Raw genomic sequence first — 23752 nt, 5'->3', positions numbered from 1 at the left:
CGTACCGCTCCGGCGGGGACCGCGTGGGTCCCCGCCCACCCGAACGGCTCAGCCGGCCGGAAGCAATCCCATCGCCCGGCAGGCAGCGTCGACCACCGGTCGGGCCATCCCCCTGGCCCGGTCCGCTCCTTCCTTCAGTACTCCGTCCACATAACCGGGATCTGCCGCCAGCGCCGCGTGCCGCTCCCGCAACGGCCGCAGCGCCTCGACGACCGCCTCCGCGGTGTCCTTCTTGAGTGCGCCGTACGACTCATATACACCGGCCAGGTCGTTCGGGTTCCCGTTCTCGCACGCCGCGAGGATTTCCAGCAGATTCGCCACCCCCGGCCGGGTCTCCCGGTCGTACTCGACCACCCGTCCACTGTCGGTGACGGCCCGCATGATCTTCTTCCGCACCACATTGGCCTCGTCCAGCAGATAGACGATCCCGGCGCCGGACTCGTGCGACTTCCCCATCTTCGACGTCGGATCCTGGAGGTCCATCACCCGTGCGGCCACCGCCGGCCGGGTCGCCTTCGGCACGGTGAACGTGTGCCCGTAGCGCTGGTTGAACCGCACCGCGAGATCCCGGGTCAGCTCGACATGCTGGGTCTGGTCCTCACCGACCGGCACCTCGTCCGCCCGGTAGGCCAGGATGTCTGCGGCCATCAGTACGGGATACGACAGCAGCGAGAACCGCACACTCTCCCCGGACGCCCGAGCCCGTGCGCTCTTCTCCTTGTACTGGATCATGCGCCGCAGCTCCCCGTCGGTGGCCGTGCACTCCAGCAGATACGAGAGCCGCGTGTGCTCGTCCACATGGCTCTGGACGAACACGGTGCACAGAGCGGGGTCGAGACCGGCCGCCAGCAAGAGCGTGGCGGCCTGCCGACTGAGTCGGCGGACGCGGGCAGGATCGTGTTCGACGGTCAGGGCATGCAGATCCACCACACAGAACAAGGCCTCGGCCTCGTGCTGATCGACCTCGGCCCACCGCCGGACGGCCCCGAGGTAGTTGCCCAGCGTCAGATGTCCGGTCGGCTTGATCCCGCTGAAGATCCGAGTCATCTCTCATCACCCTCCTGGTCGGAGCCGCGGCTTGCGGCGACCGGACTCCCGAGGGGGAGAAAACAAGAACGGCCGCCGAGGCGGCGGCCGTTGAGCGCATGCGTATCTGCCGGCCGCCGTCAGGCGGCCCACCACTGAAGCGGATGCGCATGCGTTGTCATGCCCCCAGAGTAGCGGCCGACCCACGAAGTTGACATGCCAAACACGGATCCGTAATGTTCTCCGGGCTGTCCGACGTGAGCACCGGCCCAGGTCGGTCCCCGGACGGTCATTCCGCAGGAGTCACTACAAGCGTGCGACAGCTCGTCGCATTGTTTTGCGTGCGTCTTTGCGAAATGAGGAATCCGCGTTCGAAGGAGCGCGACAGCCCCGATTGGTCTCGGGGCCGGGGATTCCGCTAAAGTCTCACTCGTCGGAACGGCCCAAGGGCTGTGACGGCAACCCACTCTGACTGGGAATCAGGCCCGAAAGGATCTGCTAGAGTCGGAATCGCCGGAAAGGGAAACGCGAAAGCGAAGAACTGGAAAGCAGCCCCGCTCCGACGGGGAATCGGACACGAAAGAGTCTGATAGAGTCGGAAACGCAAGACAGCAAGACAAGCAACAAGAGAACAACAGCAGGACCGAAGGGAAAGCCCGGAGGAAAGCCCGCGAGGGTGAGTACAAAGGAAGCGTCCGTTCCTTGAGAACTCAACAGCGTGCCAAAAGTCAACGCCAGATATGTTGATACCCCGTCCTTCCGGGATGTGATGTTCCGGTGGGTTCGGGTTCCTTTGAAGTAACACAGCGAGGACGCTGTGAATCACCGGTCTTATTCCGGCTGGTGGTTCCGCTCTCGTGGTGCTGACCCGATTACGGGTAATCATTCACGGAGAGTTTGATCCTGGCTCAGGACGAACGCTGGCGGCGTGCTTAACACATGCAAGTCGAACGATGAAGCCTTTCGGGGTGGATTAGTGGCGAACGGGTGAGTAACACGTGGGCAATCTGCCCTTCACTCTGGGACAAGCCCTGGAAACGGGGTCTAATACCGGATAATACTTTCTCCTGCATGGGAGAGGGTTGAAAGCTCCGGCGGTGAAGGATGAGCCCGCGGCCTATCAGCTTGTTGGTGGGGTGATGGCCTACCAAGGCGACGACGGGTAGCCGGCCTGAGAGGGCGACCGGCCACACTGGGACTGAGACACGGCCCAGACTCCTACGGGAGGCAGCAGTGGGGAATATTGCACAATGGGCGGAAGCCTGATGCAGCGACGCCGCGTGAGGGATGACGGCCTTCGGGTTGTAAACCTCTTTCAGCAGGGAAGAAGCGTGAGTGACGGTACCTGCAGAAGAAGCGCCGGCTAACTACGTGCCAGCAGCCGCGGTAATACGTAGGGCGCAAGCGTTGTCCGGAATTATTGGGCGTAAAGAGCTCGTAGGCGGCTTGTCGCGTCGGATGTGAAAGCCCGGGGCTTAACCCCGGGTCTGCATTCGATACGGGCAGGCTAGAGTGTGGTAGGGGAGATCGGAATTCCTGGTGTAGCGGTGAAATGCGCAGATATCAGGAGGAACACCGGTGGCGAAGGCGGATCTCTGGGCCATTACTGACGCTGAGGAGCGAAAGCGTGGGGAGCGAACAGGATTAGATACCCTGGTAGTCCACGCCGTAAACGTTGGGAACTAGGTGTTGGCGACATTCCACGTCGTCGGTGCCGCAGCTAACGCATTAAGTTCCCCGCCTGGGGAGTACGGCCGCAAGGCTAAAACTCAAAGGAATTGACGGGGGCCCGCACAAGCAGCGGAGCATGTGGCTTAATTCGACGCAACGCGAAGAACCTTACCAAGGCTTGACATACGCCGGAAACGGCCAGAGATGGTCGCCCCCTTGTGGTCGGTGTACAGGTGGTGCATGGCTGTCGTCAGCTCGTGTCGTGAGATGTTGGGTTAAGTCCCGCAACGAGCGCAACCCTTGTTCTGTGTTGCCAGCATGCCTTTCGGGGTGATGGGGACTCACAGGAGACTGCCGGGGTCAACTCGGAGGAAGGTGGGGACGACGTCAAGTCATCATGCCCCTTATGTCTTGGGCTGCACACGTGCTACAATGGCCGGTACAATGAGCTGCGATGCCGTGAGGCGGAGCGAATCTCAAAAAGCCGGTCTCAGTTCGGATTGGGGTCTGCAACTCGACCCCATGAAGTCGGAGTTGCTAGTAATCGCAGATCAGCATTGCTGCGGTGAATACGTTCCCGGGCCTTGTACACACCGCCCGTCACGTCACGAAAGTCGGTAACACCCGAAGCCGGTGGCCCAACCCCCTTGTGGGGAGGGAGCTGTCGAAGGTGGGACTGGCGATTGGGACGAAGTCGTAACAAGGTAGCCGTACCGGAAGGTGCGGCTGGATCACCTCCTTTCTAAGGAGCATCTAGACCCTTCGGGGTCGAGAGCCACTTCGTCGGCGCATGTCCGACGGTGGTCAGCTCATGGGTGGAACGTTGACTATTCGGCACAGTCGGTCCTGCGGGGCCTGTTAGTACTGCTTCGGCGTGGAACACAGGGTCTGGGGGTTGGTTGTGCCGGGCGCGCTGTTGGGTGTCTGAGGGTGCGAGCGTTGCTCGCCCTTCATGTGCCGGTCCCGGTGAACTTGTCCCTTGGGGGATGGGGTGGCGGGTGGCTGGTCGTTGTTTGAGAACTGCACAGTGGACGCGAGCATCTGTGGCCAAGTTTTTAAGGGCGCACGGTGGATGCCTTGGTACCAGGAACCGATGAAGGACGTGGGAGGCCGCGATAGGCCCCGGGGAGCTGTCAACCGAGCTTTGATCCGGGGGTGTCCGAATGGGGAAACCCGGCAGTCGTCATGGGCTGTCACCCGCTGCTGAACACATAGGCAGTGTGGAGGGAACGAGGGGAAGTGAAACATCTCAGTACCCTCAGGAAGAGAAAACAACCGTGATTCCGGGAGTAGTGGCGAGCGAAACCGGATGAGGCCAAACCTGTGACGTGTGATACCCGGCAGGGGTTGCGTTTCAGGGGTTGTGGGAGTTCTCTTGATCGGTCTGCCGGCCGGTCGGCGAGTCAGAAACCGTATGGGTAGGCGAAGGACATGCGAAAGGTCCGGCGTAGAGGGTAAGACCCCCGTAGCTGAAATCTGTACGGCTCGTTTGAGAATCACCCAAGTAGCACGGGGCCCGAGAAATCCCGTGTGAATCTGGCGGGACCACCCGCTAAGCCTAAATATTCCCTGGTGACCGATAGCGGATAGTACCGTGAGGGAATGGTGAAAAGTACCGCGGGAGCGGAGTGAAATAGTACCTGAAACCGTGTGCCTACAAGCCGTGGGAGCGTCGCCGTGTGTGCTTGCACATACGGTCGTGACTGCGTGCCTTTTGAAGAATGAGCCTGCGAGTTTGCGGTGTGTTGCGAGGTTAACCCGTGTGGGGTAGCCGTAGCGAAAGCGAGTCCGAATAGGGCGGTTTAGTAGCGCGCTCAAGACCCGAAGCGGAGTGATCTAGCCATGGGCAGGTTGAAGCGGCTGTAAGAGGTCGTGGAGGACCGAACCCACCAGGGTTGAAAACCTGGGGGATGACCTGTGGTTAGGGGTGAAAGGCCAATCAAACTCCGTGATAGCTGGTTCTCCCCGAAATGCATTTAGGTGCAGCGTCGTGTGTTTCTTGCCGGAGGTAGAGCACTGGATAGGCGATGGGCCCTACCGGGTTACTGACCTTAGCCAAACTCCGAATGCCGGTAAGTGAGAGCGCGGCAGTGAGACTGTGGGGGATAAGCTCCATGGTCGAGAGGGAAACAGCCCAGAGCATCGACTAAGGCCCCTAAGCGTACGCTAAGTGGGAAAGGATGTGGAGTCGCAGAGACAACCAGGAGGTTGGCTTAGAAGCAGCCATCCTTGAAAGAGTGCGTAATAGCTCACTGGTCAAGTGATTCCGCGCCGACAATGTAGCGGGGCTCAAGCGTACCGCCGAAGTCGTGTCATTGCAGTATGTACCCCCAACGGGGACTGTGATGGGTAGGGGAGCGTCGTGTGCCGGGTGAAGCCGCCGCGTAAGCGAGTGGTGGACGGTTCACGAGTGAGAATGCAGGCATGAGTAGCGATACACACGTGGGAAACGTGTGCGCCGATTGACTAAGGGTTCCTGGGTCAAGCTGATCTGCCCAGGGTAAGTCGGGACCTAAGGCGAGGCCGACAGGCGTAGTCGATGGACAACCGGTTGATATTCCGGTACCCGCTTTGAAACGCCCAGTATCGAATCCATTAATGCTAAGGCCGTGAAGCCGTCCTGGAGCCTTCGGGTGAAGGGGAGTGGTGGAGCCGCTGAACCGAGGTGGTAGTAGGTAAGCGATGGGGTGACGCAGGAAGGTAGTCCAGCCCGGGCGGTGGTTGTCCCGGGGTAAGGGTGTAGGGCGTTGTGCAGGTAAATCCGTGCAACATGTGTCTGAGACCTGATGCCGAGCCGATTGTGGTGAAGTGGATGATCCTATGCTGTCGAGAAAAGCCTCTAGCGAGTTTCATGGCGGCCCGTACCCTAAACCGACTCAGGTGGTCTGGTAGAGAATACCGAGGCGTTCGGGTGAACTATGGTTAAGGAACTCGGCAAAATGCCCCCGTAACTTCGGGAGAAGGGGGGCCACACTAGGTGATCACTCTTGCAGTGTGAGCTTGGGGTGGCCGCAGAGACCAGCGAGAAGCGACTGTTTACTAAAAACACAGGTCCGTGCGAAGCCGTAAGGCGATGTATACGGACTGACGCCTGCCCGGTGCTGGAACGTTAAGGGGACCGGTTAGTCAATCTTCGGGTTGGCGAGGCTGAGAACTTAAGCGCCAGTAAACGGCGGTGGTAACTATAACCATCCTAAGGTAGCGAAATTCCTTGTCGGGTAAGTTCCGACCTGCACGAATGGCGTAACGACTTCTCGACTGTCTCAACCATAGGCCCGGTGAAATTGCATTACGAGTAAAGATGCTCGTTTCGCGCAGCAGGACGGAAAGACCCCGGGACCTTTACTACAGTTTGATATTGGTGTTCGGTTCGGCTTGTGTAGGATAGGTGGGAGACTTTGAAGCTCATACGCCAGTATGGGTGGAGTCGTCGTTGAAATACCACTCTGGTCGTGCTGGATGTCTAACCTGGGTCCGTGATCCGGATCAGGGACAGTGTCTGATGGGTAGTTTAACTGGGGCGGTTGCCTCCTAAAGGGTAACGGAGGCGCCCAAAGGTTCCCTCAGCCTGGTTGGTAATCAGGTGTTGAGTGTAAGTGCACAAGGGAGCTTGACTGTGAGACCGACGGGTCGAGCAGGGACGAAAGTCGGGACTAGTGATCCGGCGGTGGCTTGTGGAAGCGCCGTCGCTCAACGGATAAAAGGTACCCCGGGGATAACAGGCTGATCTTCCCCAAGAGTCCATATCGACGGGATGGTTTGGCACCTCGATGTCGGCTCGTCGCATCCTGGGGCTGGAGTCGGTCCCAAGGGTTGGGCTGTTCGCCCATTAAAGCGGTACGCGAGCTGGGTTTAGAACGTCGTGAGACAGTTCGGTCCCTATCCGCTGTGCGCGTAGGAGTCTTGAGAAGGGCTGTCCCTAGTACGAGAGGACCGGGACGGACGAACCTCTGGTGTGCCAGTTGTTCTGCCAAGGGCATGGCTGGTTGGCTACGTTCGGGAGGGATAACCGCTGAAAGCATCTAAGCGGGAAGCCTGCTTCGAGATGAGGACTCCCACCCCCATGAGGGGTTAAGGCTCCCAGTAGACGACTGGGTTGATAGGCCGGATATGGAAGCCAGGTGACTGGTGGAGTTGACCGGTACTAATAGGCCGAGGGCTTGTCCTCAGTTGCTCGCGTCCACTGTGTTAGTTCTGAGACAATGAACGGCTGTGTGTTATCCGGTTGGTTGTTGTTTCATAGTGTTTCGGTGGTCATGGCGTGAGGGAAACGCCCGGTTACATTCCGAACCCGGAAGCTAAGCCTCACAGCGCCGATGGTACTGCAGGGGGGACCCTGTGGGAGAGTAGGACGCCGCCGAACAATTATTGCGAAGTGCCCTGTGCCGGTTATCCGGTACGGGGCACTTCTGCGTTCCAGGACTTTTCTGACGGCCGTATCGCAATGACTGCGTTCGGAGCCTGCGTCTAAAGTCGGAGCATGCGCTACGAATTGATCATTTTCGACAATGACGGCGTCCTCGTCGACAGTGAGCCGCTCTCCAACACGATCCTGGCCGCCTACCTCACCGAGTTGGAGCACCCCACGTCGTACGAGGACTCCCTGCGCGACTACATGGGAGCTGCCGTGCATCGCGTCCACGATCTCATCGAGGAGCGGACGGGCCGGCGTCTCCCCGTGGACTTCGACGACACGCTGCACGCGCGTGTCTTCGCCGCCTTCGAGCGGGAGTTGGAGCCGGTCGAGGGAGTGGTCGAGGTGCTGGGGAAGCTGGCCGTCGACGGTGTGCCGTACTGCGTCGCCTCGTCGGGGAGCCATGAGCGCATCCGTGTGGGCCATCGCAAGACCGGCCTGGACCGATGGTTCGAGGACCGGGTCATCTTCAGCGCCCAGGATGTCGGACGGGGCAAGCCGGCGCCTGATCTCTTTCTCCATGCCGCCGAGCGGATGGGTGTCGCCCCCGCGCGATGCGCCGTGGTGGAGGACAGCCCCCTTGGCGTCGCCGCGGCCAGGTCTGCCGGGATGGATGTCTACGCGTTCACGGCGATGACACCTGCCGAGAAGCTCGTGGGCGCCACCGCGTACTTCTCCACCATGGCCGAACTGCCCGGTCTGCTTGGCCGACCCACGGCGTGACCTGCGTCCTGATTCGCGCCTGATCCGCGCCTGATCCGCGCCTGGTTCGCTGCCTGATCCGTTACGCGATCCGTTGTGTGATCCATCTACCCATAGGTAGCGGATCGCCCTACGCTGTCCGGCCATGACAGATGCGGCGGACGCGACGGACGCTCGACTGCGGCACGGACGTGTCTCCCTGGCGCTGAGTTTCTTCGTCCAGGGGGTGACCTTCGCACTCCTCGTGACACGTATCCCCGCCATCCAGGACCGGTACGGGGTGTCCGACGGGCTCCTCCCCGCCTTTCTCGCCGCTGTTCCCGTCCTCGCCGGCGTCGGCAGTGTCGCCACCGAGAAGCTGGTCGCCCGGGTACGGCCGAGGGTGGTACTGCGCTGGGCTCAGCCCGTCGTACTGCTGGCGCTGCTCGGCGTCGGAGCCGGTGACGCGGTCTGGCAGCTCGCCCTGGCCCTGGCGGCGTTCGGGCTCGCGGTCGGTGCGCTGGACGCGTCCATGAACATGCTCGGCGTCAGCCTGCAACGCGCCTACGGGCGCAGCATCATGCTCGGTTTCCATGCCGTGTACAGCCTGGGCGGTATCGCCGGGGCCTCGCTGGCCTGGGCCGGCGCCCACTGGGATCTTTCGTTGCTGGTGTCGTATCTGCCGGCGGTGGCCGTACTGTTGCCGGCCGCCCTGCTCGGAAGCCGTTGGTACGCGGACACCGACCGGGATCCGGTCGACAGCCGGGACCCGGCTGCCGACGGGGATCCCGCTCCTGTCGCGGGACCCGTGGTCTTCAAGCTGCTGCTGCCGCTCTGTCTGGTGATGTCCTTCGCGTATATCGGCGACTCCACGGTGTCGAACTGGAGCGCGAAGTATCTCCAGGACGTGCTGGGTAGTTCGGAGGAGCTGGCGACCGTTCCGTACAACGCCTATATGGTCACCACACTGCTGGGGCGTGCGGTGGGGGACCTGGGGGTGCGGCGGTTCGGGCCGGTGGCCGTCGTGCGGTGCGGGACTCTGCTGGCGGGGGTGGGGTTCGCGGTGGTGGCGCTGGCTTCCGGCGCGTGGATCGGCATCCTCGGGTTCACGATGCTGGGGCTCGGGCTGTGTGTGATCGTGCCGCAGACGTTCGCGGCGGCGGGACGACTGTTTCCCGCCTCCAGCGATGCCGCCGTCGCGCGGCTCAATGTCTTCAACTACGTGGGCTTTCTGATCGGATCGCCGCTGGTGGGAGCGCTCGGGGACCTATGGAACTACCGCGGCGCGATGCTCGTACCGATGGTCATGGTTCTGGTGACTCTGGTGTACGCCCGCTCGTTCGGGACGGATCCGGCCCGATACGGTGGCGGGCATGAGCGGTCGCGCACGGCTGATGTGGGATGACGCGGTTACGGGATACGACTTCGGGTCCAGCCATCCGATGGATCCGGTACGGCTCTCCCTGACCATGGGGTTGGTACGGGCGTATGAGCTCGACAGAGCGGTGGAGGTGAGGACCGCGCCCGTGGCCGGGGACTCGACCCTGCGGCTCGTCCACCAGCAGGAGTACGTGGACGCCGTGCGGCGGGTCTCGCTGGATCCGCGTGCCGCCGACGGGTCGTACGGCCTCGGCACGATGGACGATCCGGCCTTCGCGGGGATGCACGAGGCGTCGGCGCTGATCGCCGGGCTGTCGGTCGGTGCGGCGGAGGCGGTGTGGAGCGGGGAGGCCGCGCACGCCGTGAACTTCGCCGGTGGGCTGCACCACGCGATGCCGGGGGCGGCGTCCGGCTTCTGCATCTACAACGACGCGGCGCTGGCGGTCGCCCGGCTGCTGGAGCTGGGCGCGGAGCGTGTCGCGTACATCGATGTGGATGTGCACCACGGGGACGGTGTCCAGGCGGCGTTCTGGGAGGACCCGCGTGTGCTGACGATCTCGCTGCATGAGCATCCGCGAACGCTCTTTCCGCAGACGGGCTGGCCGGAGGAGACCGGCGGCGGTGCGGGTGAGGGCAGTGCGGTGAATGTGGCGCTGCCGGCGGGGACGGGGGACGAGGGCTGGCTGCGGGCGTTCCATTCGGTGGTGCCCGAGCTGCTGGCGGACTTCCGGCCGGAGGCGCTGGTGACGCAGCATGGCGCGGACACGCACTTCGACGATCCGCTGGCGCATCTCGCGGTGTCGCTCGACGCGCAGCGTGCGGTACAGGCGTCCTGCCATGAGCTGGCACACGAGTATGTCGACGGCGGGCGGTGGGTCGCGCTCGGCGGCGGCGGTTACGCGGTGGTTGATGTGGTGCCGCGGTCCTGGACCCATCTCGTGGGGATCGCGGGACACGCGCCGGTCGAACCGGAGTCGGTGGTGCCGGAGTCCTGGAAGAACGAGGTGTACGCGCGGACACGGCAGTTGGGGCCGGGGCGGATGACGGACGGGCGGACACCGAGCTGGCAGCCGTGGGAGGCCGGGTACGATCCGGCCGACCGGCTGGACCAGTCGATCCTGGCGACACGGAAGGCGGTCTTCCCGCTGCGGGGGCTGCTGGCCTGAGGGCTTCGGTCATCCGTCCGGTCGTCTGTCCGGTCGGCCGTCCGTCACGTCATGTCCGTTACGCCAACTGTGCGGTGAATGCGGGGTTCCCGCCCCGGGCAGGTGCCTGAGGCGGAAGTATCGGCAGGGTGTTGAGCACCGGAGCGCTGCGGGCGCATCTGCTGGCGGCCAGGCTGGCCGGTCCCGTGGCCACCTCGCGCGAGGACAGTCTGCGCAGCTACCGTCTCTTCGCCGCCCGCGATCCACGGGTCATGCTCGGACTCGATCCCGAACGGGCATGGGATGAGCGGGAATTGCTCGGTCTCATGGCCGACAGGTGCGGGGTTTCGAGCGATCCCGGTCAGGTGACGGGCACTGATGTGATCGACCCGGAGCGGACGCTGAGCGCGCTGGACGCGTTCGCCGAACGGCTGCGTGTGGCCGCGGCGCACGGGGCTCCGGTACTGCTCGGGACGGGACATCCGGACCGGTTGCTCGGTTTCTACGCGGGCCTGGCAGACGCTTTGTCGGCGGCGGGATGTCTCGTCCTCACTCCGGCGCAGGGGCGATGTATCGACATAACGACCCGGTTCGGCGTACGCACGTGCAATCTCGACTACGTACGGGGCGTCGCGCTGGTGCGGGAACCCGGCGTGCGATGTGCAGGGCGTGAGCCCGGCGTACATACCCACTCGCCGCTGCCGGTCCGGGTGGCTCTGGAGGGTCTGGCGGAGTCCGGTGGGCCCCTTCCCGGGCTGGTCGTCGGAGACCATGGATGGGTCTGCGGAGCAGGTCAGCTGGGCATTGAGGCCATCGGGCTCGCCGATACGGACGATCCCGCGCTGTTCGTGGGGGAGGCCGAGGGGCGCGTGTCCGTAGCCGTTCCACTCGACGACACCGTGCGGCCTTCTCACTACCTGCCGCTGACGCGCTATGTACTCAATCGAGCGTGTCTGTCACAGTAGGCCGCCGAAGGCTGCTCCTCTTCCCCACTCGCATCACCCGCCCCTAGTCTGGATGTGAGCGCACAGCGACGAAGAGTTACCGGAGGGGAAGCCGGTGGCCGTCGGGTGCGGAAGGTACAGGTGGGTCATGGCTGCTGGCAGCGAGAGGCCTCTCAACGAGGTCAAGTTCCTTACCGTGGCGGAAGTCGCCTCGGTGATGCGAGTGTCGAAGATGACCGTGTACCGCTTGGTGCACAGCGGTCATCTGCCGGCGATCCGGGTGGGCAGGTCATTCCGGGTTCCGGAGCAAGCGGTTCACGAGTATCTCCGCGAGTCCTTTGTGGGGGTTGAGTCCGCCTAGGGCGTCCCTCGGATTACGTCCCTCACTCGGCGACGGGTAGGCTAGGCCGACGTAGGTCGTGTGGGCCCAGACGCCCCGCACCGAGTGAAGAGAAGTGAGCGAGGGTAGTCGTGGGCTCTGTTATCAAGAAGCGGCGCAAGCGGATGGCCAAGAAGAAGCACCGCAAGCTGCTCAAGCGCACCCGCGTTCAGCGTCGCAACAAGAAGTAAGCGGCGCTGTTCGCGCATTCGCGGCCCTTCCACCGACCTGGTGGGAGGGCCTCGGTGTTTGTCGGTAAAAGTGCTGTGCGACGCGTCGTACGGTCACCGTCGCGCAATAACGACCAGCTACGGTGACGCGTAGGGACACTTTTTCCAGTGGAAGGCGCTGATCGTGGGCAAGGTCGTGCTCGTGACGGGAGCGGCCCGGCAGCTCGGCGGCCGTTTCGTACGGCGTGTTCAACGCGACCCCGGTGTCGACCGGGTGATCGCCGTGGACGCCGTCGCTCCCGCGCATCAGCTCGGCGACGCGGAATTCGTCCGTGCCGATATCCGCCGGCCCGCCATCGCGCGGGTGCTCGCCGAGCATGCCGTGGACACGGTCGTGCATATGGATGTGACGGGTACTCCGCTGGGCACGGGCGGCCGGGCCGCGGTCAAGGAGACCAATGTCATCGGCACGATGCAGCTTCTCGGTGCCTGTCAGAAGTCGCCGTCCGTGAAACGGCTCGTCGTCAAGTCCAGTACGAGTGTGTACGGATCCGCGCCCCGCGATCCGGCGGTTTTCACCGAGACCACACCGCCCAAGTCGCTGCCGAGCGGCGGCTTCGCCAAGGACGCGGTGGAGGTCGAGGGGTATGTCCGGGGCTTCGCGCGCCGCAGACCCGATGTGGCCGTCTGCGTACTGCGTTTCGCGAACATCCTGGGGCCCGCGGCGGATTCTCCGCTCGCCGAGTATTTCTCCCTGCCGGTTCTGCCGACGGTTTTCGGTTATGACCCGCGGCTCCAGTTCGTCCACGAGGACGATGTCATCGATGTGCTGATGATCGCCGCGGACGAGCCGCGGCGCTCCACGCTCAACAGCGGGACCTTCAATGTCGCCGGCGAGGGCGTGCTGCTGCTGTCGCAGTGTTCCCGGCGGCTGGGGCGGCCCACGGTGCCCGTGCTCCTGCCCGCGGTGACCTGGGTCGGCACGGCGCTGCGTACGGTCGGCATGACGGATTTCTCGCCGGAGCAGATCAGGCTGCTGACCCATGGCCGGGTGGTCAGTACGGACCAGATGCGCGAGACACTGGGCTTTGTCCCGACGTACTCGACCGCGGGGGCCTTCGCGGACTTCGCCCGGAGCCGGGGCGCCGGGCTGCTGCCGCCCGAGGCTGTGGCCCGTACCGTCGACCGGCTCTCCACTCTCGTCAGCAAGGAGCGCACCTGACATGGCTGATGCCAAGGTCATCCCCTTCGGTGATGAACCGAGGTCGAGGCGTGGCTCCGCGGGTGGCCGGCGGCAGCACGCCAAGGACGCCGCCGCGAAGCGCTCGCAGGGGGCCGGGCCGGGCTCCGGTCCGGCGCAGCCGGGTTCGGGTCCGGGTCCGGCGCACGGTTCGGGTCCGGCGCGTACGACGGGTCCGCTGAAGCCTGTTCCTGAGCCCGGGGCGGAGGCGGGGCAGGGTGAGCGGGACGAGGGCGACGGCGGCTCGGCCGGTGGACTGTCCGGCTCCGCGGCAGCGGCGGCGGCCGCCGCGGTCGGCCAGGCGCTCCAGGAGCAGGACGGCGGCGGCGACTGGGAGCGGCGGATCGCGGGTGGGCTGGCGTTTCTGCGCCGACGGCTCACGGGGGAGTACGAGGTCGACGAGTTCGGCTACGACAAGGAACTCACCGATCACGTCCTCATGTCGCTGATCCGGCCGCTCTACGAGAACTACTTCCGGGTCGAGGTGAAGGGCATCGAGAACATCCCGTCGGACGGCGGGGCGCTCGTGGTGGCCAACCACTCCGGGACGCTGCCGCTGGACGGGCTGATGATGCAGGTCGCCGTCCATGACAACCATCCGGCGGAGCGGCATCTGCGGCTGCTCGCCGCCGATCTGGTCTTTATGCTGCCCGTCTTCAACGAACTGGCGCGGAAGGCGGGGCACACGCTGGCGTGCGCGGAGGACGCGGAGCGGCTGCTCCAGCGCGGTGAGGTCGTCGGGGTGATGCCGGAGGGCTTCAAGGGCATCGGGAAACCGTTCGGTGACCGCTACAAGCTTCAGCGCTTCGGGCGCGGCGGATTCGTCTCGACGGCGCTGCGGGCGCGGGTGCCGATCGTGCCCTGTTCGATCGTGGGCGCGGAGGAGATCTATCCGATGATCGGCAACGCGCGGACGCTGGCGCGGCTGCTGGGCATCCCGTACTTCCCGGTCACGCCGACGTTTCCGTGGCTGGGCCCGCTGGGGCTGCTGCCGCTGCCGACGAAGTGGACGATCCAGTTCGGCGAGCCGATTCCTACGGACGGCTATCCGCCGGAGGCGGCGGAGGATCCGATGCTGATGTTCAATCTGACGGATCAGGTCCGCGAGCAGATCCAGCACACGCTCTACAAGCTGCTGGTGCAGCGGCGCTCGGTGTTCTTCTGAGGCGGTCGGCGACGATCTTCTGACGTGCTCGACGGGCTTGACGCTTGACGACGGGCCCTGACGGGCTTTGACGGGCAGACGGCTCGGTAGCGGTGGATGTCAGGCGCGGTGTTCCCTCGGGGAGCACCGCGCCTGACTCATGCCGCGTGGATCACTCCGCGTCCTCGGCCCTGATGCCCAGTCCTGGCAGCAGATCCGGCAGCAGGGGCGGGATGGTGACATCGGGCCCCGGACGCTCGGCGCCGTTCTGGTTCTCGGACGGCGACGGGGTGGCGCTGTTCGGCGGAGGGTCGAACAGTCCGCCCGTACTGCCGCCGAGCAGACCTTCCTCGGACTCGCTCTCCGAGTGCCGGCCCGGCGGGTGCGGCTGATCGCTGGGGTGCGAGCCGCCTCCGTTCGTACTCGGTGAGCTGGGTGAGGGGCGGTCGGGTCGGCCGGTGCCGGTGGAGTCCTGTGTGGCGCCGGGATGGGTGGTGGTGCCCTGGTGTTTCTCCGGGGCGCGGGGCAGCAGCGATTGGAGCGGTGCGACCTCTTCGTCTATGGCGTCGAAGACCGAGCTCACTTCCTCGCTGACGTCCGTGAGCTGGACGGGCAGCCGTTCGCGCAGTCCGTTCCAGGTCTTGCGGTGCGAGGCCGAGAACGAGGAGAGCGTGGCGATCGGGCCGAGCGAGCCGTCCCGTTCGTATGCCTGATGGAGCAGGCGGTGGCCCTCCGACGCGTCGTGCTTCATGCCGCTCAGGGTGCGCCGGATCTCGGCCATGGATTCGTGGTCGAGCCGGCCGGAGCGGCCCCGCTCCATCAGCCGCCGGGCTTCGCTGAGCCGGGTCGAGGCATGGTCGAGGTACAGCTCGCCGCGGTCGGACTCGCCGTCCGCCAGATTGAGCTTGAAGTCCTCCATGCCGCGCTTCAGCCCGTACAGCGAATCACCGGGCAGGGCGTCGGAACTGGCGGCCGCGACCCCGCCGAACGCGCCCGCTGCCACGCCGACCGTGAGCCCGCCGGCCGCGAGGCCCTTGGACCAGCGGGATCTGGGGCGCAGTCTCCGGAGCCGGGAGGCCCGGTGGGCGCCCCGGCCGGAGGTCCGCTGTTCGGGCACCGTAGGGCCCGGAGACACCCCGCCGCCGGCTGTGCCCTCCAGCAGCATGGCCTCCATGGCTGCCACGAGCTGGGCTCGCTGCACCACTTTGACCTCGGGGTCCAGCGTGGGTTTCGGCAATTCGCCGAGGCCCTTCGCCAGAGCCAACAGCCGCCCCTGTTCGGCCGGTTCGGCCGACTCGGCGGGCTGTTGTCCGGCCGCCGCGCCCTGGACCGTCTGGTCTTCCAGGGCCTGGGCGAAGGCGTTCGCCCGCCGGTGTGCCGAAACGTTCGCGATCACTGGCGGCACCTCCTCTCGTCATGACGATCGACTCCCCTGGGGGTCCGGAAGGTTGCACGCCTTGAGCACATCCACACAAGTGAGTGAGTGGCTGCGGGCATGGCGTGACCGCAGGGAGCCTGCACCCGCACAACGAGCGGCGCGGCACTTGGGTTACGCGCGAAGGATGATCCGACCAGTGCGTCATCGAGGCGTCACCGACGGTGAGTTGAGGCCGTCGTGAGAGGCACGGAGGGTGTACGAGGGGGGTGTACGTGGGGGTTACGGGATCGGGATGGTGGGGGAGGCGGGCGAGCGCGTGGAGGGACGGCGGCGGTCAGCGGGCGTCTTCCGGGAGGAGCCGGGCCAGCGTACGGACGGCTCGGTACTGCAATGTCTTGATCGCTCCTTCGTTCTTGCCCATCACGCGGGCCGTCTCCGCGACCGAGAGGCCCTGGAGGAAGCGCAGGGTGACGCACTCCTGCTGCTGCGGATTGAGTTTCCGTACGGCTTCCAGCAGCGCCGCGTTCGAGAGGGACTCCAGGACCGAGTCCTCCGGGCTGCGCTCGACCTCGTTGGCGTCGAGCATTTCGCCCGTGGTCACTTCCAGCCGGAAACGGCTCGACTTGAAGTGGTCGGCGACCAGGTTGCGGGCGATGGTGACCAGCCAGGCGCCGAAATCGCGCCCCTGGTAGGTGAAGGTGGAGATACGGCGCAGGGCGCGCAGGAACGTCTCGCTGGTGAGGTCCTCCGCGGTCGCCTTTCCGCCCACGCGGTAGTAGATGTAGCGGTAGACGGTGTCGCTGTACTGGTCGTACAGCCGGCCGAAGGCCTCGGCCTCACCGGCCTGGGCGCGCTCGACGAGTTCCATCATGCGGGCGCTGTCGCTGTCGGCGGTGGGGCGGCGTGCGGAGGTCGAGGCGGCGGTGCCGCCGCGGCTTCCCCGTCTGCCGACCGCCGCACCGCCGTTCGCCAGGGCATAACAAGGACCGATAGGGCCGCTCACGGCAGGGGCCGTGGCGGCGAGGGCGGGGACGGCGTACGCGGTGGGGACGAAGCCGCGCAAGTGGTCGAGGACCGTTGCGCGCAGCGTAGCCAGGCCCGAGGCGTCAACCCCGACGTGTGGGTACACGGGACTCCCAGAGGCAGAGCTTCCATCACGTGCAGTGCGGGACCGTTCACTCGTCGTGGCGACGTGTGGGGTCCGGTATGCGTCTGAGGAGAATAACGCTTCGTACAGGCAGTGCTACACCCAGTTGCTCAAATCATCGATTACGTCGCTTCCGTGACGCCTAGGCGGCGTATCAAGTAGCACATCGTGACCGTTTATTGATCAGATTGAGTCAAGATCTGTTTGGTGTCGTGATGGGTTGTGCCTGAGTGGCGACCTGGTGACTGGCGGCCCGGCCGCGCGGGTAGAACGGCGGGATCGGCCGCGTACGGGGGGCGGTCCGGGGGTACGCGGGGCCGGCGGGGCGGCACGGCGGCGGGACGGCCGGGCGGGTGACGGCCGGGCGTGCCGGAGTGCGAGGAAGGCGCGGGCCGGTGACCGGCGGCGCTGAGCGGCTGGGCTCAGCGGCGGTGACCGGCTGGGCTCAGCGGCGGCGGCGGTGCAGGGCGACCGCGGCGGCCGTACCGCCCGCGAGCGCGCCCACCCCGGCTGCCGCGGGGATGCCGACCTTGGCCGCCTTGCGGCCGGTCCGGTAGTCGCGCAGTCGCCAGTCGAGCCGGCGGGCGTGCTTGCGGAGCTTGCTGTCCGGGTTGATGGCGTACGGATGGCCGACCAGCGAGAGCATCGGGATGTCGTTGTGCGAGTCGCTGTACGCCGCGCAGCGGTCCAGGTCGAAGCCCTCACGGGTGGCCAGGGCGCGGACGGCCTCCGCCTTGGCCGGGCCGTGAAGCGGTTCGCCGACGAGCTTGCCGGTGTAGATACCGCCGACCGACTCGGCGACGGTGCCAAGGGCCCCGGTCAGACCGAGCCTGCGGGCGATGATCGTCGCCGTCTCGACGGGCGCGGCGGTGACCAGCCAGACCTGCTGGCCGGCGTCGAGGTGGGCCTGGGCGAGGGCGCGGGTGCCGGGCCAGATGCGGTCGGCCATGTACTCGTCGTAGATCTCCTCGCCGATGGACATCAGCTCGGCGACCCGGTGGCCCTTGACGATGGACAGGGCGCTGTCGCGGGCGTCCTGCATATGCTCGGGGTCCTCGACCCCGGCCAGTCTGAACCAGGTCTGCTGCCAGGCGAACCGGGCCAGCTCCCGCCGCTGGAAGAACTTCCTCTTGTAGAGGCCGCGGCCGAAGTGGAAGAGCGCGGCGCCCTGCATCACGGTGTTGTCGAGATCGAAGAAGGCTGCGGCGCGCGCGTCCCCGACGACGGGGAACTCCGGTGTCTCGTCGCGGGAGGCCGGGGGCTTGTGCGGCTCCGGGGCGTGCGGCTCCAGGGTGTCCTGTGCCTGTGTGGACTTCAGTCCTGCCTCGGCTGCGGCCTCGCCCGCGAGCACGCTCCGGGCGGTGGCGGAGCGTCTACGGGGGGTGAGCCATCCCAGTGCGGCCATAGCGTGAGCATAGCCAGTCTGTTCGGAACTGCCCGACGGGTGGGGATGCCATGGGGTGAACTCTGCGGGACCGGTGCGTTAATCGGGGGATCAAGGGCCGCCTGTGGATGACCGGGCACCTCGGATCCCGCTCGGGAGCAGAATGGACCGCATGAGTCCTCTGCTGCGGCGTACGGCCGGGAACACGAAGAACGAGAAAACGAAGAAGAAGGCCGAGGAGCGGGTGGTGACACTTGTCTCGAAGCCGGGATGCCATCTCTGTGACGATGCGCGCGCGGTCATCGAGACGGTGTGCTCGGAGACAGGAGCATCGTGGGAGGAAAAGGACATCACGCAGGACGAGGCGCTGCATCGCGCCTACTGGGAGCAGATTCCGGTGGTGCTGGTGGACGGGGAGCAGCACACCTTCTGGCGGGTGGACGCCGACCGGCTCCGCCGGGAACTGGGGGCCTGACTGAAAAGACGGTTACCATCGTGGGCGCTTTGCCGGGCTCCCTCAGGGGAGAGCGGTCCGGGTCGCGGTGCGGTGCGGACGCTGTCGCCGGAGGTCCGGGGGTCGGTCCCGGAGGGGTTCGGGGAGCGGTCTCGGGGGCCTATTCGTAAGGAGTGTGTGCGGCTTTGGCCCCTTCGTGTGTGCAACGGGTCGATGCGGTCGCCGGTTCCGGGGTCGCCGGATCGGGATGCGTGACCCCGGTCACTTTGCTCGGACAAAGCGGACACTATCTTTGTGCACGCGTTCACAAAGACATAGCCTGCATTCGACGGGGCGGTCCTGGGACATACGACCGCCTGCAGCCTCGCTCATCCCGCAGGAGCACCGTGGCAACTGGCCGAACTCACCGACCGGCGACCCGTAGCCGAGGAATCCCCGAGGCCACCGTCGCCAGGCTTCCGCTGTATCTGCGGGCGCTGACCGCTCTGTCCGAGCGTTCCGTACCCACGGTCTCCTCCGAGGAGCTCGCGACCGCGGCCGGGGTGAACTCCGCCAAGCTGCGCAAGGACTTCTCCTACCTCGGCTCGTACGGGACCAGGGGGGTCGGGTACGACGTGGAGTACCTCGTCTACCAGATCTCCCGTGAGCTGGGGCTCACCCAGGACTGGCCGGTCGTCATCGTCGGTATCGGCAATCTCGGCGCCGCGCTCGCCAACTACGGCGGGTTCGCCTCCCGAGGCTTCCGGGTCGCCGCGCTCATAGACGCCGACCCCACGATGGCCGGCAAGCCGGTCGCCGGAATGCCGGTCCAGCACTCGGACGAGCTGGAGAGGATCATCAGCGACAACGGCGTGTCCATCGGGGTGATCGCGACCCCCGCGGGCGCCGCCCAGCAGGTCTGCGAGCGGCTGGTCGCCGCCGGGGTGACCTCGATCCTCAACTTCGCGCCGACCGTGCTCTCCGTTCCCGACGGGGTGGACGTACGGAAGGTCGACCTCTCCATCGAGCTGCAGATCCTCGCCTTCCACGAGCAGCGCAAGGCAGGCGAGGAGGCCGCGACCGAAGCGGCCCTGGCCGCCGCGGCGGAGCGCGAGGGAATCACCGAGGGCGCGGCGGACGGCGGCGCCGCGCATCGCAAGGGACCCGACGGGGACGTTCCGGCGGTGATGCCGGCATGAGTCTTCTCGTCGTCGGACTGAGCCATCGCAGCGCGCCGGTGAGTGTGCTGGAGCGGGTGTCGCTCCCCACCGGCACGCAGGTCAAGCTGTTGCAGGACGCGCTCGCCGCGGAGCCGGCGACCGAGGCCGCCGTCCTCGTCACCTGCAACCGCATCGAGCTGTACGCCGACGTCGACAAGTTCCACGCCGGAGTCGCCGAGCTGTCCACGATGCTCGCCCAGCACAGCGGGGTCGGGCTGGAAGAGCTGACTCCCTATCTCTATGTGCACTACGAGGACCGCGCCGTCCACCATCTCTTCTCGGTGGCCTGCGGTCTGGACTCAATGGTCGTCGGCGAGGGCCAGATCCTCGGTCAGATCAAGGACGCGCTGGCGCTGGGACAGGAGCTGCACACCGCGGGCCGGCTGCTGAACGACCTGTTCCAGCAGGCGCTGCGGGTCGGCAAGCGGGCCCACAGCGAGACCGGTATCGACCGGGCCGGGCAGTCGCTCGTCACCTTCGGTCTGGAGCAGTTCGCCGCCGGCCGGGCCGTGGAGGCCTGGGCCAAGGACAAGCGCGCGCTGGTGATCGGCGCGGGCTCGATGTCCTCGCTGGCCGCCGCCACCCTCGCACGGGCCGGTGTCGAGGAGATCGTCGTCGCCAACCGTACGGCCGCGCGCGCCGACCGGCTCGTACAGATCCTCAACCAGCCGGGAGGCACGGGCGTGACCGCCCGCGCCGTGGCCATGGGCGCCGTCGCCGACGAGGTGACACGTGCCGATGTCGTCGTGTCCTGTACCGGCTCGACCGGTGTGGTGCTGACCGCCGACGCCGTCGAGGCCGCGCTGGACGGGCGCAGGGCTCCACTGGCGCTGCTCGATCTCGCCATGCCCCGCGATGTCGACGCCGCCGTGCACCGTCTCGGCGGGGTCAGGCTCGTGGACATCGAATCACTGGCCGAGGCGTCGGCCGACGCCCCGATGGCCGCCGATGTCGATCAGGTCCGCACCATCGTCTCCGACGAGGTGGCCGCCTTCGGCGCCGCCCAGCGCGCCGCGCGCATCACACCGACCGTGGTCGCGCTGCGCGCCATGGCCGCCGATGTGGTGAACAGCGAGGTCGCGCGCCTCGAAGGCAGGCTCCCCGATCTCGACGACAGACAGCGCGCCGAGGTCACCAGGACCGTGCGCCGGGTCGTCGACAAACTCCTGCACGCGCCCACCGTGCGGGTCAAGCAGCTCGCCAGTGAGCCCGGCGGCGCCGGGTACGCGGACGCGCTGCGTGAACTCTTCGACCTCGACCCGCAGACGGTCGCCGCCGTCAGCCGGGCCGACCTGAATGACACCGACGGTGTAGGCAGAGGGCGAGTATGACCGAGAAGGCACTGAGGCCCGAGAAGGCCCTGAGACTCGGAACCAGGCGCAGCAAGCTCGCCAGGGCCCAGTCCGCGCTGGTGGCGGACGCGGTGCGCGAGCTGTCCGGCCGGGCGGTGGAGCTGGTCGAGATCACCACCTACGGCGACACCTCCCGCGGGAATCTCGCGCAGATCGGCGGTACGGGCGTCTTCGCCACCGCTCTGCGCGACGCGCTGCTGAGCGGCGAGGTCGACCTGGCCGTGCACTCCCTCAAGGACCTGCCGACGGCCCAGCCCGACGCGCTGACGCTGGCCGCGGTGCCGCGCCGCGAGGACCCGAGGGACGTGCTGATCGCGCGGGACGGGCTGACCTTCGCGCGGCTCCCCTCGGGTGCCCGTGTCGGTACGGGCTCGCCGCGCCGTGCGGCCCAGCTCAACGCGTACGCGCGCGGCCACGGCCTCACCATCGAGACCGTACCGATCCGCGGGAACATCGACACCCGGATCGGTCAGGTCCACGGTGGGGAACTCGACGCAGTCGTGCTCGCCGCCGCCGGACTCCAGCGGATCGGCAGGATCGACGAGGTGACCGACTTCCTTCCGGTCGACACCGTCCTGCCCGCCCCCGGCCAGGGGGCCCTCGCCGTCGAGTGCGCCGCGGTCAACGTGGACCTCGCCGCCCTGCTCTCCGGACTCGACGACCCGCACACCCGGGTCGCCGTGACCGCCGAGCGATCCCTGCTCGCCGCCCTGGAGGCCGGCTGTAGCGCACCCGTGGGTGCGCTGGCCGACCTGCTGGCCGACGGACAGGTTGTCAACGAAATGCGCCTGCGCGGCGTCGTCGGCACGACCGACGGCTCGACGCTGGTGCAGTTGTCCATCACCGGTCCCGTACCCACGTCGCTCGGCGACGCCATCGCGCTCGGGCGCGAGCTCGCGTCCGAGATGCTCGCCAAGGGTGCGGCCGGTCTTATGGGGGAGCGAGCACATTGAGCCCCACCACCTCTGACCTTTCGGCCTACTCCGCATCGGGGCACGTCACCTTCCTCGGTGCGGGACCCGGAGATCCGGGTCTGCTGACACTCCGCGCCGTGGAGGCGCTCTCGGGAGCGGATGTACTGATCGCCGAGCCTGATGTGCTCGAAATGGTACGCAGCCATGCCAGGGCGGGAGTGAGCACCCCTGCACTGACGGTTGTCGACGATGCGTCAACAGCCGCCGGAATTCCCCCGATCCGGGATGCGGCCAATCTTGTCATGGAGGCCGCGCGGGGCGGAAAGCGGGTCGTCCGTGCGGTCACCGGGGACCCCGGGCTCGACGGCGACGCGGGCACGGAGATGCTCGCCTGCGCCTCCGCCGGCATTCCCTTCGAGGTCGTGCCCGGTATCGCCGCCGCGGTCGGTGTTCCGGCGTACGCCGGGGTGCCGCTGCGCGACGCGCAGGGCACGGACGTACGGCTCGTGGACGCCAGGACCGCCAGCGACCGCTGCTGGACCGAGGTCGGCGCGAGCGACGGCACGGTCGTCGTCTCCGCCACCCTGGAGTCGGTCGCGGGCGCCGCGGGTGAGCTGATCGCGGCGGGCCGCAAGCCCGACACCCCGATGACCGTCACCGTCGCCGGTACGACCACGCGCCAGCGCACCTGGACCGCCACCCTCGGCACCATCGCGCAGACCCTCAAGCAGGCCAAGGTGCTGCCGTCCCCGGAGGGACACCAGCCCGTCATAGCCGTGGTCGGTGAGCGCAGTGCCGCCGCGCAGCGCGACCAGCTCGCGTGGTTCGAGTCCAAGCCGCTGTTCGGCTGGAAGGTGCTCGTGCCGCGCACGAAGGAGCAGGCCGCGTCGCTCTCCGACCAGCTCAGGTCGTACGGCGCGGTCCCGCACGAGGTGCCGACCATCGCGGTCGAGCCGCCGCGCACGCCCCAGCAGATGGAGCGGGCGGTCAAGGGCCTGGTCACCGGCCGCTACGAGTGGATCGCCTTCACCTCGGTCAACGCGGTGAAGGCGGTGCGGGAGAAGTTCGAGGAGTACGGGCTCGACGCGCGCGCGTTCGCCGGGATCAAGGTGGCGGCGGTGGGCGAGCAGACCGCCGCGGCGCTGGTCGACTTCGGTGTGAAGCCCGACCTGGTGCCCTCGGGCGAGCAGTCCGCCGCCGGGCTGCTGGAGGACTGGCCGCCGTACGACCCGGTGTTCGACCCGATCGACCGGGTGTTCCTGCCACGGGCCGATATCGCCACCGAGACGCTGGTGGCCGGGCTGATCGAGCTGGGCTGGGAGGTCGACGACGTCACGGCGTACCGCACCGTGCGCGCCTCGCCGCCGCCGGCCGACACCCGCGAGGCCATCAAGGGCGGCGGCTTCGACGCCGTGCTCTTCACCTCGTCCTCGACCGTACGGAACCTCGTCGGTATCGCGGGCAAGCCGCACAATGTGACGGTGATCGCGTGTATCGGCCCCGCGACGGCGAAGACCGCCGAGGAGCACGGTCTGCGGGTCGACGTCCTCGCCCCGGAGCCGTCGGTGCACAAGCTGGCCGAGGCGCTCGCCGCGTTCGGCATGCAGCGCCGCGAGGCGGCGCGGGAGGCCGGTGAGACGGTCACCAGGCCGAGCGAGCGCAGGCCCGGGAGCCGCAGGCGGCGTACGACGACCTGAGGGCGGTACGAGCCAGTGGGGGGTCCGGCCGTT

General features: G+C 66.7%; 17 protein-coding genes and 3 rRNA genes. 16 read left to right on the top strand and 4 right to left on the bottom strand.

Annotation, left to right across the window (positions count from 1 at the left end; translation table 11 throughout):
• Positions 1–48 precede the first annotated feature (48 nt).
• Positions 49–1047, bottom strand: coding sequence for a tryptophan--tRNA ligase (trpS, locus tag OG214_RS16810; protein WP_405985178.1), 999 nt, complete (start codon positions 1045–1047; stop codon positions 49–51).
• A gap of 864 nt (positions 1048–1911) precedes the next feature.
• Here trpS and OG214_RS16805 point away from each other — a divergent pair.
• From OG214_RS16805 to OG214_RS16755, 11 genes are all read left to right on the top strand, one after another.
• A 16S ribosomal RNA gene (locus tag OG214_RS16805) occupies positions 1912–3439 on the top strand.
• 303 nt (positions 3440–3742) lie between these two features.
• Positions 3743–6865, top strand: a 23S ribosomal RNA gene (locus tag OG214_RS16800).
• A gap of 78 nt (positions 6866–6943) precedes the next feature.
• Positions 6944–7060: ribosomal RNA gene (rrf, locus tag OG214_RS16795) — 5S ribosomal RNA — on the top strand.
• The 16S, 23S and 5S rRNA genes sit together here, the layout of an rRNA operon.
• 117 nt (positions 7061–7177) lie before the next feature.
• Positions 7178–7834 (top strand): HAD family hydrolase, encoded by a 657-nt coding sequence (locus tag OG214_RS16790; protein ID WP_405985177.1) that lies wholly within the window; start codon positions 7178–7180, stop codon positions 7832–7834.
• Positions 7835–7958: 124 nt separating this feature from the next.
• Complete coding sequence (locus tag OG214_RS16785; protein ID WP_405985176.1) at positions 7959–9197, top strand: MFS transporter; 1239 nt, start codon at positions 7959–7961, stop codon at positions 9195–9197.
• Positions 9166–10338: an acetoin utilization protein AcuC gene (locus OG214_RS16780; protein WP_363083250.1), complete on the top strand. Its 1173-nt coding sequence runs from the start codon at positions 9166–9168 to the stop codon at positions 10336–10338. The genes OG214_RS16785 and OG214_RS16780 overlap by 32 nt, the downstream gene beginning before the upstream one ends.
• A 128-nt stretch (positions 10339–10466) precedes the next feature.
• A complete protein-coding gene (locus OG214_RS16775) occupies positions 10467–11282 on the top strand; it encodes a phosphatase (protein WP_405985175.1) in 816 nt (271 codons plus the stop codon).
• A 127-nt stretch (positions 11283–11409) separates the two neighbouring features.
• Positions 11410–11622 carry a helix-turn-helix domain-containing protein gene (locus tag OG214_RS16770; protein WP_014046653.1) on the top strand — a complete coding sequence of 71 codons (213 nt, stop codon included), beginning with the start codon at positions 11410–11412 and terminating at the stop codon, positions 11620–11622.
• 110 nt (positions 11623–11732) lie between these two features.
• Positions 11733–11831: a 30S ribosomal protein bS22 gene (locus tag OG214_RS16765; protein ID WP_003948845.1), complete on the top strand. Its 99-nt coding sequence runs from the start codon at positions 11733–11735 to the stop codon at positions 11829–11831.
• A gap of 163 nt (positions 11832–11994) precedes the next feature.
• On the top strand, positions 11995–13032 hold the full coding sequence (locus OG214_RS16760; protein WP_363083252.1) for an NAD-dependent epimerase/dehydratase family protein: 1038 nt from the start codon (positions 11995–11997) through the stop codon (positions 13030–13032).
• A 1-nt stretch (position 13033) separates the two neighbouring features.
• Positions 13034–14215, top strand: a complete 1182-nt coding sequence (locus tag OG214_RS16755; protein ID WP_405985174.1) for a lysophospholipid acyltransferase family protein — start codon at positions 13034–13036, stop codon at positions 14213–14215.
• A 151-nt stretch (positions 14216–14366) separates the two neighbouring features.
• On the opposite strand, the gene OG214_RS16750 is transcribed toward OG214_RS16755, so the two are convergent.
• From OG214_RS16750 to OG214_RS16740, 3 genes are all read right to left on the bottom strand, one after another.
• On the bottom strand, positions 14367–15590 hold the full coding sequence (locus tag OG214_RS16750; protein WP_363083254.1) for a DUF5667 domain-containing protein: 1224 nt from the start codon (positions 15588–15590) through the stop codon (positions 14367–14369).
• 316 nt (positions 15591–15906) lie between these two features.
• Complete coding sequence (locus OG214_RS16745; protein ID WP_363083255.1) at positions 15907–16701, bottom strand: ECF subfamily RNA polymerase sigma factor, BldN family; 795 nt, start codon at positions 16699–16701, stop codon at positions 15907–15909.
• A 463-nt stretch (positions 16702–17164) separates the two neighbouring features.
• Positions 17165–18124, bottom strand: coding sequence for an HAD-IB family hydrolase (locus OG214_RS16740; RefSeq protein ID WP_363083256.1), 960 nt, complete (start codon positions 18122–18124; stop codon positions 17165–17167).
• Positions 18125–18275: 151 nt separating this feature from the next.
• Between OG214_RS16740 and OG214_RS16735 the strand changes: the two genes are divergently transcribed.
• The 5 genes from OG214_RS16735 (at position 18276) to OG214_RS16715 (ending at position 23719) form a co-directional block, all read left to right on the top strand.
• Complete coding sequence (locus OG214_RS16735) at positions 18276–18578, top strand: glutaredoxin family protein (protein WP_382861327.1); 303 nt, start codon at positions 18276–18278, stop codon at positions 18576–18578.
• Between the two features lie 365 nt (positions 18579–18943).
• Positions 18944–19735 carry a redox-sensing transcriptional repressor Rex gene (locus OG214_RS16730; RefSeq protein ID WP_363083258.1) on the top strand — a complete coding sequence of 264 codons (792 nt, stop codon included), beginning with the start codon at positions 18944–18946 and terminating at the stop codon, positions 19733–19735.
• Positions 19732–21087, top strand: coding sequence for a glutamyl-tRNA reductase (locus OG214_RS16725; RefSeq protein WP_405985173.1), 1356 nt, complete (start codon positions 19732–19734; stop codon positions 21085–21087). Before OG214_RS16730 ends, OG214_RS16725 begins: the two co-directional genes overlap by 4 nt.
• Positions 21084–22061 (top strand): hydroxymethylbilane synthase, encoded by a 978-nt coding sequence (gene hemC, locus OG214_RS16720; RefSeq protein WP_405985172.1) that lies wholly within the window; start codon positions 21084–21086, stop codon positions 22059–22061. Before OG214_RS16725 ends, hemC begins: the two co-directional genes overlap by 4 nt.
• Positions 22058–23719, top strand: a complete 1662-nt coding sequence (locus OG214_RS16715; RefSeq protein ID WP_365904589.1) for a bifunctional uroporphyrinogen-III C-methyltransferase/uroporphyrinogen-III synthase — start codon at positions 22058–22060, stop codon at positions 23717–23719. Before hemC ends, OG214_RS16715 begins: the two co-directional genes overlap by 4 nt.
• The last annotated feature ends 33 nt before the right edge of the window (positions 23720–23752 follow it).

This window comes from Streptomyces sp. NBC_00872, assembly GCF_045161915.1.
GTDB lineage: Bacteria > Actinomycetota > Actinomycetes > Streptomycetales > Streptomycetaceae > Streptomyces.
This window is presented reverse-complemented; position numbering and strand designations above follow the sequence as displayed.